The 16,805-nt window shown below is 72.7% G+C and carries 14 protein-coding genes; 8 read left to right on the top strand and 6 right to left on the bottom strand.

Features of this window, described 5'->3' with window-relative positions; translation table 11 throughout:
• Positions 1 to 50: 50 nt before the first annotated feature.
• The 6 genes from GFH48_RS25720 to GFH48_RS25695 all read left to right on the top strand — a co-directional run bounded on the left by GFH48_RS25720 (position 51) and on the right by GFH48_RS25695 (position 7,229).
• Entirely contained in the window at positions 51 to 1,559 is a 1,509-nt protein-coding gene (locus tag GFH48_RS25720; protein WP_228121396.1) for an O-antigen ligase family protein, read from the top strand.
• Complete coding sequence (gene murJ, locus GFH48_RS25715) at positions 1,556 to 3,466, top strand: murein biosynthesis integral membrane protein MurJ (RefSeq protein WP_228120932.1); 1,911 nt, start codon at positions 1,556 to 1,558, stop codon at positions 3,464 to 3,466. Before GFH48_RS25720 ends, murJ begins: the two co-directional genes overlap by 4 nt.
• 100 nt (positions 3,467 to 3,566) lie before the next feature.
• A complete protein-coding gene (locus tag GFH48_RS25710; RefSeq protein WP_228121394.1) occupies positions 3,567 to 4,256 on the top strand; it encodes a polysaccharide deacetylase family protein in 690 nt (229 codons plus the stop codon).
• Complete coding sequence (locus tag GFH48_RS25705; RefSeq protein WP_153290511.1) at positions 4,256 to 5,389, top strand: glycosyltransferase; 1,134 nt, start codon at positions 4,256 to 4,258, stop codon at positions 5,387 to 5,389. Before GFH48_RS25710 ends, GFH48_RS25705 begins: the two co-directional genes overlap by 1 nt.
• The gene (locus GFH48_RS25700) at positions 5,386 to 6,105 is read left to right on the top strand and encodes a YveK family protein (RefSeq protein ID WP_228120930.1); all 720 of its coding nucleotides are present in this window, start codon (positions 5,386 to 5,388) and stop codon (positions 6,103 to 6,105) included. Before GFH48_RS25705 ends, GFH48_RS25700 begins: the two co-directional genes overlap by 4 nt.
• Positions 6,102 to 7,229: a GNAT family N-acetyltransferase gene (locus GFH48_RS25695; RefSeq protein ID WP_228120927.1), complete on the top strand. Its 1,128-nt coding sequence runs from the start codon at positions 6,102 to 6,104 to the stop codon at positions 7,227 to 7,229. The genes GFH48_RS25700 and GFH48_RS25695 overlap by 4 nt, the downstream gene beginning before the upstream one ends.
• A 39-nt stretch (positions 7,230 to 7,268) precedes the next feature.
• Here GFH48_RS25695 and GFH48_RS25690 read toward each other — a convergent pair whose 3' ends face one another.
• The 4 genes from GFH48_RS25690 to GFH48_RS25675 all read right to left on the bottom strand — a co-directional run bounded on the left by GFH48_RS25690 (position 7,269) and on the right by GFH48_RS25675 (position 11,312).
• Positions 7,269 to 8,675, bottom strand: a complete 1,407-nt coding sequence (locus tag GFH48_RS25690) for a glycoside hydrolase family 26 protein (RefSeq protein WP_194280668.1) — start codon at positions 8,673 to 8,675, stop codon at positions 7,269 to 7,271.
• 663 nt (positions 8,676 to 9,338) lie between these two features.
• Entirely contained in the window at positions 9,339 to 10,253 is a 915-nt protein-coding gene (locus GFH48_RS39945) for a chaplin (protein WP_322747004.1), read from the bottom strand.
• Positions 10,254 to 10,372: 119 nt separating this feature from the next.
• Positions 10,373 to 10,564, bottom strand: coding sequence for a chaplin (locus GFH48_RS25680; protein ID WP_261995009.1), 192 nt, complete (start codon positions 10,562 to 10,564; stop codon positions 10,373 to 10,375).
• A gap of 334 nt (positions 10,565 to 10,898) precedes the next feature.
• Positions 10,899 to 11,312: a rodlin gene (locus GFH48_RS25675; protein ID WP_153290509.1), complete on the bottom strand. Its 414-nt coding sequence runs from the start codon at positions 11,310 to 11,312 to the stop codon at positions 10,899 to 10,901.
• Between the two features lie 250 nt (positions 11,313 to 11,562).
• On the opposite strand from GFH48_RS25675, the gene GFH48_RS25670 reads away from it, so the two are divergent.
• Both GFH48_RS25670 and GFH48_RS25665 read left to right on the top strand, forming a co-directional pair.
• Positions 11,563 to 11,973 (top strand): rodlin, encoded by a 411-nt coding sequence (locus GFH48_RS25670; protein ID WP_153290508.1) that lies wholly within the window; start codon positions 11,563 to 11,565, stop codon positions 11,971 to 11,973.
• 421 nt (positions 11,974 to 12,394) lie between these two features.
• Positions 12,395 to 12,802 carry a rodlin gene (locus GFH48_RS25665; protein WP_153290507.1) on the top strand — a complete coding sequence of 136 codons (408 nt, stop codon included), beginning with the start codon at positions 12,395 to 12,397 and terminating at the stop codon, positions 12,800 to 12,802.
• A gap of 57 nt (positions 12,803 to 12,859) precedes the next feature.
• Here GFH48_RS25665 and GFH48_RS25660 read toward each other — a convergent pair whose 3' ends face one another.
• Together GFH48_RS25660 and GFH48_RS25655 are read right to left on the bottom strand one after the other, a co-directional pair.
• Positions 12,860 to 14,779 (bottom strand): AMP-dependent synthetase/ligase, encoded by a 1,920-nt coding sequence (locus GFH48_RS25660; protein WP_153290506.1) that lies wholly within the window; start codon positions 14,777 to 14,779, stop codon positions 12,860 to 12,862.
• 177 nt (positions 14,780 to 14,956) lie between these two features.
• A complete protein-coding gene (locus GFH48_RS25655) occupies positions 14,957 to 16,678 on the bottom strand; it encodes a VWA domain-containing protein (protein WP_153290505.1) in 1,722 nt (573 codons plus the stop codon).
• Between the last annotated feature and the right edge of the window lie 127 nt (positions 16,679 to 16,805).

The raw sequence follows: 16,805 nt of genomic DNA, 5'->3' as shown, positions 1-16,805 counted from the left end.
TGGGCTCCCTGGTGTCCGGGGCGCGCGGCGCGCTGCCGGTCCTGCCCGTCATGGCGGTGATCGCGCTGCTCGGGCTGCCGATCGCGCCGAGCGGAGAGGGCGGCGCGAGCATCGCGGACGCCATGTCCGGTCTGCTCGTGGTCGGCTGCGCGGTACGGCTCGTACGACACCGCCGGCGTCCTCTGTCCCCGGGCGCGGCGGTGGTCCTCGCGCTGCCCGTGGTCGGCATCGCGGTCGCGGCGGCCGACGCGGCGGGCCCCGGGGCCGGGATCACCGGTCTCACCCGGTATCTGCAGATCTTCGTCCTGGTGCCCGCGGCCGTGCTGCTGCTGGTCCGGGACCGCCGCGACTTCCGGCTGCTCGCCTGGTCGTTCGTCGCCCTGGCGCTGTGGCAGGGCACGGTCGGGGTGCACCAGTACGTCACCGGGACCGGTGCCTCCTACCAGGGCGAGGACGTCCGGGCCGTGGGGACCTTCGGGGCGACGGACGTGATGGGCATGGCGACGGTGGTCGCCTTCGGGCTGGTGTGCGCGGTCGCCCTGGCGCTCGGTTCGGGTACGACGCGGCAGCGGACCTCGGCCGTGGTCTGCGCCCTGGCACTGCTGCCGCCGCTCGCGCTGTCGTTCAGCCGGGGCGCGTGGATCGCCACGGCGCTGGCCTGCGGTGCGCAGCTGACGCTGGCGGGGCTGCGGCGCGCGGTCCGGGTGGGTGCCGTCGTCGCGGCCGTGGCCGTGATCCTGGTGGGCGGGCTCGGCGTCGGTACGGAGATGCTCCAGGAGCGCCTCGACAGCATCACGCGGGTCACCGACGCCCCGGACCAGTCGGTGGTGGACCGGTACACCATGTGGGCGGCGGCGGTCGACATGTGGCGCGACCACCCGCTCACCGGGGTCGGGCTCAAGGGCTTCCCCGACCAACGCGACGGTCACGCCTCGCTCGCCCTCTCCTCGGGCAGCGACATCGGGGGCGCCGGAGCCGCCTACAGCAAGCAGCCGCTGCTCTCCCCGCACAACATGTATCTGCTCGTGCTGAGCGAGCAGGGACTGATCGGGCTGCTCGCCCTCGCGGGCAGCTGGCTGGCGCTCCTGGTGTGCGCGCTGCGCGGGCTGGTCCGGGTGCGCCGGGCGCCGCCGGGCGCACCGGCGGGGCTCGGCCGCCCGGTCCGGGCCCCGTCGGGGCTCGACTGCGCGCTGGTCTCGTGCGGACTGCTCGGCTGGCAGTTGGTGGACTTCGTGTACGCGGACATCGGCGGGCCCTCGACCGTACTGACGGGTGTCTGCTTCGGTCTGGTGGCCTGGTGGGCCCTGGTGGACCCGGCGTCCCCGCTGTCCCTGGCCTCCGATGCCGGGGTGTCCCCGACGTCACCGGTCTTCGACGCCTCGGCCCGGCCGACCGCCGTGACCGAGGGCTTCCCGACCGCGCTGGGCCCCGAGGCCCAGGTGTCCCCGACCTCGCCGGTCTCCGAAGCGGCGGCGCCGCCCGTGCCCGTGTCCTCGTCGGCGTCCTCCTCCGCGTCCTCACCGACGGCGGGCGCTCCCGAGGGGGCCTCGACACGATGACGGTGCAGCCTCCGCGGGCGGCGACCGACGACGGCGACGCCGGCACCGACGACCTGTGCGCCCTCTCGCCCGCCCGCGACACCACCCCTGCCCGTACCCCGTCCGACCCGCTCGCCCTTCCCTCCTTGTCCTCCCCACCCCTCTCCTCCGTCCCGCCCGGCCCGTCCGGCCCACCCGTCCTGCCCGTCCCGCCCGTCCTGCCCGTCCTGCCCGTCCTGCCCGTCCCGCCCGGCCCGCCCGGCCCGCCCGGCCCGCTCGTCTCCGCCGCCCCCTCCCTCCCCTCTCCCCCGACGATCTCCTCAGCCCCCGCTCCCGCCCTGGAGATCCCCTCCGCAGCGCCCTCCTCCGGGGAGACCGCCTCCAACCGGTTCCTCGCCAAGGCCGCCCTCGTCACGATCGCGCTGTCGATCGCCGGAGCCCTGCTGGGCCTCGGCCGCGACCAGGCCCTCGCCCACCTGTTCGGAGCCGGCTCGGCGACGGACGCCTTCCTGGTCGCCTGGACACTGCCCGAGTTCGCCGCGACGCTGCTGATCGAGGACGGCCTGGCCTTCGTGCTCGTACCGGCGTTCAGCATGGCCGTGGCGCGGCGCGCCCAGGGCGCCGTCGGCGACCCGGTCCGCGCCCTGGTCGCCGCGACCCTGCCCCGGCTGACGCTCGCCGTCACGGCCGTCGCCGCGCTGTTGATCGCCGGGGCGCCCTACCTCGTCGAGGCCCTCGCGCCGGGCCTGCCGGACCCGAGGCTCGCGGTGGACTGCACCCGGTTGACGGCCACCTGCGTGTTCACCTTCGGACTCGCCGGGTACTGCAGCGCCGCACTGCGCGCGCACCGCCGTTTCGTCGCGCCCGCGGCGATCTACGTCGCGTACAACACCGGCATCATCACGGCGATGTTCGTCCTCGGCGGCCGCTGGGGGGTGCGTTCGGCGGCCCTCGGGGTCGCGGTGGGCGGCGCCCTGATGGTGGTCGCGCAGGCGCCCTCGCTCTGGCGTCAGCTCGGACGGCACGAGACGGTCACGGACGGGGCGGACGTCGCGGAATCCCGTCCGATGGACCTGACGCTGGTCAGCACGGTGCTGCTCTTCGCCCTGTGCCGGCAGTCGCAGGTGCTGATCGAACGGTTCCTGGCCTCGTCCCTGCCCGCCGGCGCCATCTCACACCTGAACTACGCGCAGAAGGTCGCCCAGATGCCGATGGTGCTCTCGCTGATGCTGTGCACCGTCACCTTCCCGGTGGTGGCACAGGCGATGGCCGAGGGCGACACCGAGCGGGCCCGCGTCCGGGTGGAGCGTGACCTGGCACTGGTCTCCTGCACCGTGCTCCTCGGCACCGCGGCGGTCATCGCGTGCGCGCCCCAGATCATCCAACTGCTCTTCCAGCGGGGTGCGTTCACCGCGCAGGACACCGCGGCCACCGCCTCCGTGATGCGGGTCTACGCGCTCGGGCTCCTCGGCCACACCCTGGTGGGCGCGCTCGTGCGCTCGTACTTCTCGTCGGGGCGGCCGACCTGGTACCCGCTGTTCGCGATGACCGCGGGAATCGTCGCGACCTCGTGGATCGGGGCGCTCGCCGTCGGTACCTGGGGGGTGTGCGGGATCGCCGCGGCGAACGCGGGCGGCATCACCCTCAGCGCCCTGCTCCTGCTGTGCGGCATGGGTCCGCGCAGTGTGCCGATCCGCACCCGGCGGGTGGTCGCCGAACTGGGCAAACCGGTGCGCGCGGCGCTCGTCGCGGGCGCGGTGGGGGCGCTCTGCGCGAGCCGTACGCACTCCCCCCTGGTGGGTCTCGTCCTCGGCGGCACCGTCGTGACCGCCGTCTTCGCCGTGCTGGCCTGGGCCTTGGGCGTCCAGGCCCTCGCACCCGTCCTCCGTCCCCTCAAACGAAGGCTGCCGCATGTCCGTTTCCGCTGACCGCTTCAGACGTGTCGACGCCCGCGCCGCCACCGACCCCCGCCGCCGCACCTGCTTCCACAGCGCCGCGCGGGCCGCCGACACGGTCCCCTGGGTCGCGATGTACCACTCCGTGGGCGACTGCTCCGACGACCCGTACAGCATCACCGTCTCGCCGGACCGTCTCGACCACCAGCTGGGATGGCTGCGGCGCCGCGGGCTGCGCGGTGTGAGCATGGCCGAACTGCTCGCCGCACGCGCCCGGGGAAAGAGCCGCGGTCTGGTCGGTCTCACCTTCGACGACGGATACGCCGACTTCGTCGAGACCGCCCTGCCCCTGCTGCACCGGCACGACTGCGGTGCCACCCTCTTCGTCCTGCCGGGCCGGCTGGACGGCGACAACGCCTGGGACCCGCTCGGTCCCCGCAAGCCGCTGCTCGGCGCCCGGGGCATCCGGCAGGCCGCCGCCGAGGGCGTCGAGATCGGCTCGCACGGCCTCACCCACATCGACCTGACCCAGCTCGACGACGCCCTGCTGCACTCCGAGGTCGCCGAGAGCAGAGCCGTGCTCTCGGACCTGACCGGTGCTCCCGTCGACGGCTTCTGCTACCCCTACGGAACCATCGACGCGCGAGTCGTGGACGCCGTCCGCCACGCCGGCTACGCCTACGGCTGCGGAATCGATCCCGGCCCGCTGACCGGCCCGCACGCCCTGCCGCGCGTCCACATCGGGCAGCACGACACCGCCGTACGCCTGCTGCTGAAACTCAAGCTGCACCGGCTGCGGCGGCGCCCGGTCGAGGGGGCCTGATGAAGGCCCTGCACATCATCACCGGCCTCGGTGTCGGCGGCGCGGAACAGCAACTGCGGCTGCTCCTGCGGCATCTGCCCGTCGACTGCGACGTGGTCACGCTCACCAACCCCGGCGCGGTCGCCGACGGACTCACCGACGACGGCGTACGCGTCGTCCACCTCGGCATGACCGGCAACCGGGACCTCGCCGCGCTCCCCCGGCTGACGAAGCTGATCCGCGGAGGCCGCTACGACCTCGTCCACACCCATCTCTACCGGGCGTGCGTGTACGGCCGGATCGCCGCGCGGCTGGCCGGGGTGAGGGCCGTCGTCGCCACCGAACACTCCCTGGGCGACTCGCAGATGGAAGGGCGCAGGCTGAGCACGGGTGTCCGCGCGCTCTATCTCGCCAGTGAGCGGCTCGGCCGGTCCACCGTCGCCGTCTCGCCGACCGTGGCCGACCGGCTGCGCCGCTGGGGCGTGCCCGGACCGCGCATCGAGGTCGTCCCGAACGGCATCGACGTGGAACGTTTCCGCTTCGACCCGGCGCTGCGCGCACGCACCCGTCGCCGGCTCGGACTGCCGGAGGGCGCCTACGTCGTGGGCGGTGTCGGCCGGCTCACGGCGGCCAAGCGGTTCGACGTCCTGATCCGCGCGCTGGCCGAACTGCCCCCGGATCACTGGCTGCTGCTGGTCGGGGGCGGCACCGAGGAAAGCGTGCTGCGGCGGACCGCGCAGCGGGCCGGGGTCGCGGACCGGGTGCTGTTCACCGGCGAGCGCCCCACCGGCGGCCTTCCGGGCGCCGATCTGCCGTCGCTGACCGCGGCCATGGACGTCCTCGCGTCGCCCAGCGCCGAGGAGGCCTTCGGGCTCGCGGTCGTGGAGGCGATGGCGGCCGGCCTGCCGGTCCTGTACGTCTCCTGCCCCGCCGTCGAGGACCTGCCGGCGGATGCCGCGCCCGGCGCACGCCGGGTCCAGGGGGGCGCCGACTCGTTCGTACGGGCCCTCCGGGCGGTCCGCGGAGCGGGTCCCGGGCCCCGCTCGGTACCGGACGCCGCCCACCACTACAGCATCACCCGCAGCGCCGCCCAGCTCATGGACGTGTACGCGGCCGCCGTCTCCTGCACCCCTCTGGGAGTGAGTTCCTCATGACCGACATCTCCACCAGGCAGCACCGTCCCGCCGATCCGGCACACCCCGCGGACGCGCCCGGCCCGGCCGGACCGGCCGGCACTCCCGGCCCGGCGGACACGCCCGCGGCCCGTCGCAGGGGCCTGCCGCCGTGGACCCTGCTCGTCGCGGGTGCCGTGCTGGGCGGCGCGCTCGGCGGCGCGTACGGCGTCGAGAAGCCCCCGACGTACACGGCGACGAGTTACGTCATCGCCGTGCCCACGGAGAAATCCGACCCGGCGTCGGCGCTCGGCTTCGCGCAGGCGTACGGCCGGGTCGCCACGCAGCTCGCGGTGCTCGCGAACGCGCAGGCGCGGGCCGGGGTGCCGGTGCGGACGCTCCAGCGCAGCGTGCAGACCGCGACCTCGCCCGACGCGCCGATGGTCGCCGTGTCGGCCACCTCCTCGCGGCCGGGCCTCGCGGCGGCCATGGCCAACGCCGTCTCGCGCTCGCTGACCGAACACGCCAACGCCACCCGTACCAGTACGCACGTCGAACTCCTCCAGTTCTCCCGCGCGATGAAACCGACCGCCCCCTCCTCGCCGTCGCCGAAGGTGACCGCGCTGGTCGGCGCGAGCGCCGGAGGGCTGCTGGGCGGCCTGGTCCTGCTGGTGCGTCCGCGGCGGGACAGGGACTTCGCGCGAACGGCCTCCGTACCGAACCCGGCGACCGCCGCCGACGCGCACGGACAGCTGTGAACGGCACCGCGGCCGCCGCGCTCGACAGCACCCTGCGGGCCGAGATCGTCACCGACGAGCGGGAGTTCGCCGCCCTGGCACCCGCCTGGGGACGCCTCTACGGCCGGTGTGCCGCCGCCACCCCGTTCCAGAACCACGCCTGGCTGTACTCCTGGTGGCTGTCGTACGGCACCCCCGGCCGCCTCCGTCTGGTCCTGGTCCGCGAGGGCGACGAACTCCGCGCGGCCGCGCCCCTGATGCGCGTGCACCGCCCCCTGCCCGCGCTGGTCCCCCTCGGCGGGTCCATCTCCGACTACGGCGACGTCCTCATCGACGACGACTGCGCCGACCGCGCGACGGCGACGCTCGCCGAGGGACTGTCGCTGGCCGCCCGCAGCGCGCTGATCGACTTCCGCGAGGTACGGCCCGGCGGCGCGGTGGAGCGGATCTACGAGCGCTGGCGCGGACCGCGGCGCCGGGTGCGCGACTCGGTCTGTCTGGAACTGCCCGCCCTCTCGATGGACGAACTGGTGAGCAGGCTGCCCGCCTCGAAGGCCCAGCGCGTGCGGGCCAAGCTGCGCAAACTCTCCGCGCTGGGCGTCGAGCGCAGGATCGTGCCCGCCGGGGAGGTGGACACCGCGCTGGGCCGGCTGCTGGAACTGCACCGACTGCAGTGGCAGGGGCGGAAGGTGACGTCCGAGCATCTCCAGGAGCGGTTCGCCGAGCACCTGGTCCGGTCGGTCGGACCGATGGTGAGCTCCGGGGACGCGGTGGTCACCGAGTTCCGGCTCGACGGCACCGTGATGGCGGTGGACCTCACCCTGCTGTCCCCGCGGCTGGCGGGCGGCTACCTCTACGGGGCCCATCCCGGTCTGCGCGAACGGAAGGCGGACGTCGCCGTGATGCTGCTGGACGCCTGCGCCCGGCACACCGAGGGGGACGGCCGCAGGGCGCTGAGTCTGCTGCGCGGCGACGAGCCCTACAAGCACCACTGGCGCCCGTATCCCGTCGTCAACCAGCGGCTGCTGCTGGCCCGGCGGCGGACGGCGCCGCTGCTGTCGGCGGCGGTCTGCGACGTCGTCGCGCGCAGCCGGGGCAAGGAGCTGGTGCGCCGCTGGAGGGAGCGTGGCGGCGACAGGCCGTGAACGGCATGCCGCCACCACGATCTCCCGATCAGGCTCCGGTCACCGGTTGCGCGACCACCAGTCGAAACGGAGGCAGAGCTTCCCCCCGAGCCAGTACTCCACCCAGTCACCCAGCTCGACCGGCGAACAGTCGGGAGGGCGCACCGGCGTCGGCACGGGAGTGGAAACCGGCTGGGGTACGGGTGTGGGCACGGGCGTCGGGACCGGCCCGGGCGGCACCGGCGTCGAGGCGGTGTGGCCGGAGAGCACCGTGCGGTACACCTCGGACGCCTTCGGATTGTCCGCGCACTGCCACACGCCGTGCGGGCAGTAGTCGGTCAGCGTGTTGTACAGGGGCCGGTGGTCGTCCATCCACGCGAGCATGCGCTTCATGTACGCCGCGTTGTCGCCGTTGCGGAAGAGCCCCCATTCGGGATACGAAATGGGCTTGCCGTGAGCTTTGGCGAAGTCCACGTGTTCCTGAAGGCCGTACGGCTCGTTCACCTCTTCGTCGAACGACAGTCCGCGCGGCTGGTCGTAGGAATCCATGCCGATGATGTCGACCGTGTCGTCCCCCGGATAGCACTGCGTCCAGGGAATCGCGTCCAGGCCGCGGCTCGGGGTGAAGTCGAACCGGAATTTCTGGCCCGGCACCGACCGCATGACGGTGACGATCCTGTTCCAGTACTTCTTCCACGCCTCCGGGTCCGGGCCGCAGCGGTGGGTGTAGGTGATGCCGTTCATCTCCCAGCCGAGCACGACGACGGTGTCCGGGACCTTCAGCCGGACCAGCCGCTGGGCGAGCGCGCGGAAGTGCCGGTCGAAAGCGCCGTCCGCGCCCTGCCGCAGCAGCGCCCGCACCTCGGGGTCGGAGACGTTCTCCTCGTTGCGCTCCAGCATCGGCACGTTGAGGACGAGCATCCGGTCGGCCCGCTCGCGCCGCCAGTCCGCCCAGACGTCGAGGAAGCCGGGCGGTCCCTCGATGTTGCTCCAGCGGTCACCGGGCAGGTACGTGTGCCCGACGCGCAGTTCGGTGCCGCCCAGCCATTGGCTGAGCTGGGCGATCCGGGCCACGCCCATCGGGCCGTAGTCGAGGTAGGCCCCGAAGGCCGGGCGTGCGGTGACCGGCGCGGGCGTCGCGGGCTTGGCGGGCGCCGCGGGTTTCGGCGGCGTCACGGGCGCGGCGGGTTTCGGCGGCGTCACGGGCGCGGCGGGAGCCGTCGGCACGGCCGGCTTCACGGACTCGGGTGGCACAGCCGGCGGGGAGGGCACGGCCGGTGCGGGCGGCACGGGCGTCTGCGCCTGCGGTGTCACCGACGCCGGTGCCGGTGCCGGAGGATCGGCGACGCGCACCGCCCCGGCACCCACGGCGTATCCCGGACCCGGCGCCAGGGCGATCGACGCGACGACGCCGGCCGCGACGAATGCCAGCCTTCCGCTCCGGGACCATTGCTGTTGTGGGGCCATGCCTGCTCCTCTCCGCTCTCTGCTGCTCCGGCTGCTTTCTTTCTCCTCCTCCACTGACACCCAGTCATATAAATACCCATTCCGCCAACAGGGGCGTCGTCTTTCGGGCATGCCGATCACCCGCGAGAGTGACCGAACCGAGGGAAGGTCCGGGAATTCCCTTCCGTGGACCGCGCTTTCGTCCGCGGGACGCACTCGTGGTCAGCGCCCGCCGTGGGCGGCACCGAAATCGTCCCGGCATTGCTCCGAGTGGCCGCACGTCCGTCTCGTCCGGCGGGGCTCATCCCGATGGATGACGCGAGCGCCGTGGCCCGCGCGACGGCGGGAGACGTACGGCACACCGCGTACGGCTGGAGACGGTGGGGCCGGGCGGCGGCGAGGGCGCGCCGCTGGGGCCGAACGTCACGTCGAGAGCGACGGGTTCGGGGGGCACGAGCGGCTCGGGCCGCTCGGCGGCGCACCGCGCGGCAGCCTGGCCGCGGTGTCCGGCGGCCCGCCCGCGGCGGGCCGGGAGGTCGGGTCCTCGGCGCCGGGTCTCTTCAAGACGTCATGACGGCCCCGGGAACAGATCCGGGACCGGCCCGGACGACGAGCTCGGGTGCCGGACACGGTAAGGCGTCCGGCACCCGAAGCCCCGTACGGGCATCCTGCTGGTGCCGCGTACTACCGACGCGACGTGGCTCGGCCACGCCGGTACAGGACCGCGCCGCCGATCAGCAGCGCGGCACTGGCGGCCGAGAACCCCAGCACATCCTCACTGCCCGTGTGGGCCAGGGTGGGAGGAGCGGGAGGGGTGACCGGCGGCGCCTGCGGCGGAGTGACGGGAGGCGTCACCGGCGGCGTCACCGGCGGCGTCACCGGAGGAGTGACGGGAGGCGTCACCGGCGGCGTCACCGGCGGCGGGGTGGTCGGCGGCGTCACGGGAGGCGGCGGGGTGTCGCCGTAGCCGTTCTCGCAGCCGTTGCCGAACGCCGGGTTGCCGATGCCGACCACGTTCACGGTGTCGCCGCAGGCGTTCACCGGGACGTCCACCGGGGCCTGCACGTTGTTGCCCGAGCCGAGGCCGGGCGAACCGTGTGTCTCGCCGTGCGCCCAGGCACCGGAACCGTGGAAGTCCGCGCCCGCGGAACCCGTGTCCAGGGGGCCGGAGCCGTGGGAAACCGAGGTGCCGGAGCCGTGGCCGCCGGAGCCGTGGCTGCCGGAGCCGGTGCCCACGGTGCCGCGGTCGGGGCCCGACCGGTCGTGGTAGACGTGACCGCCACCGTGGCCGGCCCGGCCCTCGTGGTGGACGGGCTGGTGCGTCACACCGCGCGAACTCCGCGTCCCCTGCGAACCCGTGCCGTTGGCGCAAGCGTTCCCGAAGGCCGGGTTGAGCGCGGCGATCACGTTGACGGTGTTGCCGCAGGCGTTCACCGGTACGTTCAGCGGAAGCTGAAGCGTGTTGCCCGATCCGACGCCGGGCGAGTCCGCCGCGCCGCCGTTCGCCTGCGCGTCCGCGAACGCGGGGGTGCCGTACAGGGACAGGATGCTCGTCGTGGCCGCGGCCATGACCATTCCCTTGCTCAGGGTCTGTCGCAATCTCTTGTCCTCCCTGTGTGAAGAAGTGAGAAGTAAGAAGTGAGGAAGGCCGACCCCGGAGCCGGAAAGGCGGTCCAGGGCCGGCCGTGACACAGCCGGGTGGCTGGTGTCCTGTCGCGTCAGTGGTTGGCGCAGGCGTTGCCGAACGCCGGGTTGAGCAGGCCGATGACGTCGATCGAGTTGCCGCACACGTTGACGGGGATGTGCACGGGAACCTGGATCACGTTGCCCGAGAGGACACCCGGGGAACCGATGGCGGCGCCCTCGGCACCAGCGTCCGCGAAGGCCGGGGCGGCCATGCCCAGGGCCATGATCGCGCCGGCGACGACAGCAGCGCTCTTCTTGTGCTTCACGTGCTTTCCCTTCATCTGCGGTCATGCCCCTATGACGGCCGAAGCCGAGCGAGCTCTACGGGAACGGCTCGCTTCATGACCTGCAGGCTGTAAACGAGGGCGGGACGCCCGAAGAAACTGCGGAACGCATGCCGTTTGGGAATTCACTCGAATTGCCCTGTTTTCATGTCAGCACCCCGGCGGCACAAGCGAAGAAACGCTTCCGCGAATTACCGGAAAGAGCAACGGACCGCCCGCGTCGAACACGACGGGCGGCCCGAGCCTCTTCGAGGCGAAGATTCAGCGGCGGCGGTCAGTGGTTGCCGACACCGTTGCCCGACACGACCGGGATGTCGTCCACCAGGTGCGACAGCGGCTCGTCACCCTTGGCCTGGGTCGAGTTCTCGGCGCACTGCTGGTTCTGCGGGGCCGACAGGACCGAAACGTCCTGGACGGCGACGGGCACGAGGACCCCGACGAGCGAACCGACGTTCGCCTTGGCCGGGAGGCCGACACAGAGCTTGTTCAGAGTGCCCTGCGCGAGGCTGAGCTGCGGGCTCATGTTGCCGCCGGTCACCGAGTTGCCGAACGACTGGGTGGCGCCGTTCCCGCTGACCGAGGTCGTGCCGTTGTCGTCACCGATGGCAAGCGCCTGGGGCGCGGCCGCCGCCGAGACACCGACGACGGAAGCGGCGACCGCCGCCGCGGCCATTGCCTTCTTGAACATTTCGCGTTCCTTTCCTGGCAGAGACAGCGTGTTCCTGCCCTGGCATCAACCCGGCGGCCTCGCATTGGTTTCGATGATTCACCCGGTTGGCCCGTTCAACGGCCGGGAATGCGTGGGAATCCACGGCACGCGCGAGCCCGGGGTCCCTCGCCGGTGTGCGCCATCGGAGTGAATGGGAGCAACCAAGGTCGTCCGCCGCAGTTGACCAGTGCGCTCCGGTGGACGGGGTTTCTCCAGAAGGGACTAGCTAGTGATCAAGAAGGTTATGGCCGCCGCCGCGGTCGCCGCTTCCGTCGTCGGCGTTTCCGCCGCGGCCGCGCCGCAGGCGCTGGCCATCGGAAACGACGGTGGCACGACGTCCACCAGCGGTAACGGTGCCATGCAGTCGTACGGCAACTCGGCGACGTACGGCAACATGAGCCCGCAGATGGCGCTCATCCAGGGCTCGCTGAACAAGCCCTGCATCGGGCTGCCCGCCAAGGCGAACCTCGGTTCGCTCATCGGCGCCGTGCCGATCGCCGTACAGGACGTCCCGATCCTGTCGGCCCCGCAGAACCAGCAGTGCGTCGAGAACTCGACCCAGGCCAAGGGCGACGAGCCGCTGTCGCACATCCTGGACGACATCCCGGTTCTCTCGGGCAACGGTGTGGGCAACCGGTAGTCCTCTTCCTGAAGTTCCCGTCAGCGGGCCGCCGAACTCTCGGCGGCCCGTCGGCGTTTCTCCAGCCCTTCCGATTCTTCACACATTCGGCTCTTCACGCATTCAACTCTTCCTGTATTCGGGTATTCGGTCGTACAGATCTCCACGCATTCCCCTCTTCACTTCTTCACCTCGTCGCTTCTTCACCTCGTCGCTTCTTCTTTCCTTCCGCTCCTCGGGCCATTGCTTTTCCCGGCCGCGCCATACTCCGTACTGAGGACGTGGTGTCTCCTTTCGAGGGAGCTCACCGGGGTACACGTGGCGAATCGAGCTCCCCGGGCGCTGCGCCGAATGGGGCACAAACCGAAACCCCCTCGCGGTTGACGCAGTTGATGATCATGCAGCTCCTCCCCCAGGAGCCCGCTTTTCGAAGGGAACGAACATGAAGAAGCTGTGGGCAACCGCCGCAGTCGCCGCTTCCGTCGCCGGCATCGCGGCCGCGGCCGCCCCCCAGGCTCTGGCGATCGGTGACGACGGTGGCACCACGTCCGTCAGTGGCAACGGGGCCACCCAGTCGTTCGGCAACTCCGCCACGTTCGGCAACATGAGCCCGCAGCTCTCGCTGGTCCAGGGTTCGCTGAACAAGCCGTGCATCGGCCTGCCCGCGAAGGTCAACGCCGGTTCGCTCATCGGCGTGATCCCGATCGCCGTGCAGGACGTCCCGATCCTGTCGGCCCCGCAGAACCAGCAGTGCGTCGAGAACTCGACGCAGGCCAAGGGCGACGAGCCGCTGTCGCACATCCTGGACCAGATCCCGGTCCTCTCGGGCAACGGCGCCAACAACGGCTGATCCCCACACCACTCGGAGCGGGCCGTCGAGCAACTCGGCGGCCCGCTCTTCGTGTGTTCAACTCCCGTACAGCGCCGCGATCTCGGCCGCGTACGCGGCCGCCACCGCTTGGCGCCTGACCTTCAGGGACGGCGTGAGCAGCCCGTTGTCCTCGGTGAACTCGCCCTCCACCAGGGCGAAGGCGCGGATGGACTCGGCCCGCGAGACCGCCCCGTTCGCGTGGTCCACGGCCTTCTGTACGTCGGCCCGCAGCCGGGGGTCCCCCACGAGTTCGGACAGCGGGGTGCCGGCGGGCCGTCCGCGGACGGCGAGCCAGTGGGCGACGGCCTCGCGGTCGAGCGTGATCAGGGCGGCGACGAAGGGCCGGTTGTCGCCGACGACGACACACTGGCCGACGGGCGGACGGCTGCGCAGCCGGTCCTCCAGGACGGCCGGGGAGACGTTCTTGCCCCCCGAGGTGACGAGAAGGTCCTTCTTGCGGCCGGTGACGGTGAGGTAGCCGTCCTCGTCGAGGACGCCGAGGTCGCCGGTCGCGAACCAGCCGTCGCGCAGGACGGCATCGGTCGCCGCCGGGTCGTTCCAGTAGGAGCCGAAGACGACACCGCCCCTGACGAGGACCTCGCCGTCGTCGGCTACACGGACCGCGGTGCCCGGGACCGGGAGGCCGACCGTGCCGGGCCGGGGGCGCAGCGGGGGCACGATCGTCGCCGCGGCCGTGGTCTCCGTCAGGCCGTACCCCTCGTAGACGATGACGCCGGCGGCGTAGAAGAACAGGTTGAGGTCGCGGTCGAGCGGGGCGCCGCCGCTGATGGCGTAGCGCATGCGGCCGCCGAGCTCCCTGCGGATACGGCGGTAGACCAGCAGGTCGTACAGCGCCCAGGCCGCGTACAGGCCGGGGCGGGGGCCCTTGCCCGTCCCCAGGAACCTGTCCAGGCACGCCTGCCCGAAGCGGACGGCGACGCGGTCGGCGCGGTCGAAGGAGGCCCCCCGGCCGATCCTCTCGGCGGTCGCCCGCCCGGTGTCGTGGATCTTCTCGAAGAGGTAGGGCACACCGACGAGGAACGTGGGGCGGAACTGCCGTAGCGCGGGCCGGAGTTCGTCCGGCTCGAGGCTGGGGCAGTGGCCCAGTTCGATCCGCGCCGTCAGACAGGCGATCTGGAGGGTACGGCCCAGGATGTGGGCGAGCGGGAGGAAGAGGAGGGTCGAGGCGGTCTGGCCGGTGACCTCCTTGAAGACCGGGTGCAGCAGCTCGACCGTGTTGGCGGCCTCGGCGTGCAGGTTGGCGTGGGTGAGGACGCAGCCCTTCGGCCGTCCGGTGGTGCCGGAGGTGTAACAGACCGTCGCGACCGTGTCCGGGGTGAGCGCGGTGCGGCGCCGGTCGAGCTCCTCGTCGGTGATGTCCCGTCCCAAGGCGGCGAGTTCGGCCATCGCTCCGGCGTCCAGTGTCCGCACGTCCGGGGGTTCGGGGTGCCGGGCGGTCCCGGTGGCGACGGTGTCCGCGTTCTCGGCGGTCTCCACGACCACCAGCCGGGCGCCCGAGTCCCTGACGATCCACTCCACCTGTTCGGCGGAGGAGGTCGCGTAGACCGGGACGGTGAGGCCGCCGGCCGCCCAGATCGCGAAGTCGAGGACCGTCCATTCGTAGCGGGTACGGGACATCACCGCGACGGGGGCGCCGGGTTCGAGGCCCGCGGCGATCAATCCCCTCGCGGTGTCGGCGACTTCACGGGCGAAGGCCGACGCGGTGACCGGGTGCCAGGTGGCGCCCTCCCTGCGGCGCAGGACCACGGCGTCGGGGGCCTCGGACGCGTTGGTGAAGGGCAGGTCGGCCGTGCTGCCGGTGGCCGGCCGGGGCGCGAGCGCGGTGGTGCGTACCTCGCGCACCACTCCGCTCCCGTCCCTGATCAGCTCGGTCTCACCGCGGGCCGCCAGGTCGGACCTCCGGCGTGCCCGTTTCAGATCCTTGCGTACGCCCATGACGGCTCCACCGGGTCGCGGGGGTCTCCTTACTCCAGGGTCAACTTACCTACTCGTAACGGAAGTTCAATGATCCGGGCGCGAGTGGTCGGGAGCGGGTGGACCGGCCGGCCCCGGCCCCCGCCGCCGGTCCGCCACTCGGCCCTCGCCGCCGGCCCTCGCCTTCAGTCCTCGCCCTCAGCCCGCCAGTCGGCTCGCCCGCTCGACCGAGTCGGCGAGGTCGCGTACCGCGCCGTCCTCCGCGGCGGAGGCCACCGTACGGGCCCGGCCCGCGAGTTCGGACAGGGGGAGGGCGCCCGGCAGCGCGCTCCCGCGGCCGCCGCCCGTGCGCAGGGCGTCGGCGAAGTACGCGGCCACCGCGTCGACCTGGAGCCGGGGCGCGGAGGTCCACAGGTCGCCGTCGAGGCCGCCGGTCTCCAACTGGCCGGACTCCTCGTGCGGGGTACGGGTGCGGGGGTCGAGCCAGCGCACGCTCGCGGTGGCGAGGTGACCGGAGGCGCCGGGCCGGGTGCGCACGGCGTAGAGCGCGGTGACGGTGTGACCGGGACCGATCTCGCCGCCGTCCACCCGGTCGTCGCGGAAGTCCTGGTCGGCCACCTGACGGTCGTCGTATCCGATGAGCCGGAACTGCCGTACGGTCCCCGGGTCGAAGGCGACCTGTGCCTTGGCGTCGCGGGCCGTGAGGTCGATGTTCGCGGGGAGTTGCTCGCAGAAGACCTTGCGGGCCTCGTCGTCGTTCGAGACGTACGTCGTGTGGCCGTCGCCCTTGTCGGCGAGGCGCTCCATGAGGGCGTCGCCGTACTCGCTGCCCACGCCGACGCCGAAGAGGGTGATGCCGTGCTCGCGGCGGGCGCCGGAGACGCGTTCCAGGATGGTGTCCGCGTCGGTCTCCCCGGTGTTGGCGAGGGCGTCCGAGATCAGGACGACACGGTTGGTGGCGCCCTCGCGCAGCCCCTTGACGGCCGTGTCGTACCCGGTGCGCACCCCCGCGCCGAGGTTGGTCGACTCGGTCGGTTCGAGGCCGCCGATCGCGTCGTGGACGCGGCCTCGGTGGTGACCGAGGCGGGTCATCGGCAGCACGGTCTCGGCCTCGTCGCTGAAGGTGACGAGGGCGACGGAGTCGTCGTCGCGCAGCCGGTCCGTCATCACGCCCAGGGAGTCCTTGGCGAGGTCGAGCCGGCCGGGTTCGCCCATGGAGCCGGAGACGTCGATGACGAAGGTGAGGGCGGCGGGCGGGCGTTCGCCGTCCGGCGCGGCCGTGCGGGTGGCGAGGCCGACACGGACCAGTGACCAGTCCTCGTCCCGGGTGCGGGCGCCGTCGACGGTGACGGAGAAGCCGTTGCCGTCGGGGCGCCGGTAGTCCTGGCGGAAGCTGTTGACGAACTCCTCGGGGCGAACGGTGGAGGGATCGGGCAGCCGTCCGTCGGCGAGGGCGCGGCGGGCGTAGCCGTACGAGGCGGTGTCGACGTCGAGGGCGAAGGTGGAGAGGTAGTCGGGGGACGGCGCGATCTCCCTGCGCGCGTCGCCGGTCTGTTCACCGTCCGGCTCGCCCTGGCCGGCGCCCGCGGTCGGGTTCGGGGCGGGCAGCGGGCCCGCGTATCCGCCGGACCCGCGCGCCGCGCCGTCCGCGGAGCTGTGGCTGCCGTCGCTCCCGCTGCACCCGGTGAGCAGCAGGCCACCCGCGAGGGTGAGGCCGAGCAGGGTGCCGCGCAGCCGCCCCCGCCGCCCGGGGCCCTCCGGTCGCCCGGGGCCCTCCGGTCGCCCGGTGCGCCCCGGCCGCCCCGGGTGTTCCGGCCGGCCGAGGTGTTCCGGCCGATCGGCGCGTTCTTGCCGTCCGGAGTGTTCCGTCCCTCCACGGCCCACCGCCCGCCGCGGTCGCCGTATGTGGTCGTTCCCCATCCGTGCCCCCTCGGTGAGTCACCCGTCGGCCCGTGTGGTGGACCGATGTCTGTGACTGTGACGTCCGAGGGGGCTCCGTCGTGCGCCACGGAGCGTTGCGGATGGATCTCGAAGCGGCCACGAAGGG

The sequence above is a fragment of the Streptomyces fagopyri genome (assembly GCF_009498275.1).
Taxonomy (GTDB): Bacteria; Actinomycetota; Actinomycetes; order Streptomycetales; family Streptomycetaceae; genus Streptomyces; species Streptomyces fagopyri.
Note: the sequence above shows the minus strand (reverse complement) of the source record. Positions and strands in the feature narration are given on the sequence as shown.

Excerpts from the sequence above, each read along its gene's own strand:
- GFH48_RS25720 (WP_228121396.1), top strand. The coding sequence starts at position 51 with ATGGCGGTGATCGCGCTGCTCGGGCTGCCGATCGCGCCGAGCGGAGAG.
- murJ (WP_228120932.1), top strand. The coding sequence starts at position 1,556 with ATGACGGTGCAGCCTCCGCGGGCGGCGACCGACGACGGCGACGCCGGC.
- GFH48_RS25710 (WP_228121394.1), top strand. The coding sequence starts at position 3,567 with ATGTACCACTCCGTGGGCGACTGCTCCGACGACCCGTACAGCATCACC.
- GFH48_RS25705 (WP_153290511.1), top strand. The coding sequence starts at position 4,256 with ATGAAGGCCCTGCACATCATCACCGGCCTCGGTGTCGGCGGCGCGGAA.
- GFH48_RS25700 (WP_228120930.1), top strand. The coding sequence starts at position 5,386 with ATGACCGACATCTCCACCAGGCAGCACCGTCCCGCCGATCCGGCACAC.
- GFH48_RS25690 (WP_194280668.1), bottom strand. The coding sequence starts at position 8,675 with ATGGCCCCACAACAGCAATGGTCCCGGAGCGGAAGGCTGGCATTCGTC.
- GFH48_RS25680 (WP_261995009.1), bottom strand. The coding sequence starts at position 10,564 with ATGGCCCTGGGCATGGCCGCCCCGGCCTTCGCGGACGCTGGTGCCGAG.
- GFH48_RS25675 (WP_153290509.1), bottom strand. The coding sequence starts at position 11,312 with ATGTTCAAGAAGGCAATGGCCGCGGCGGCGGTCGCCGCTTCCGTCGTC.
- GFH48_RS25665 (WP_153290507.1), top strand. The coding sequence starts at position 12,395 with ATGAAGAAGCTGTGGGCAACCGCCGCAGTCGCCGCTTCCGTCGCCGGC.
- GFH48_RS25660 (WP_153290506.1), bottom strand. The coding sequence starts at position 14,779 with ATGGGCGTACGCAAGGATCTGAAACGGGCACGCCGGAGGTCCGACCTG.
- GFH48_RS25655 (WP_153290505.1), bottom strand. The coding sequence starts at position 16,678 with ATGGGGAACGACCACATACGGCGACCGCGGCGGGCGGTGGGCCGTGGA.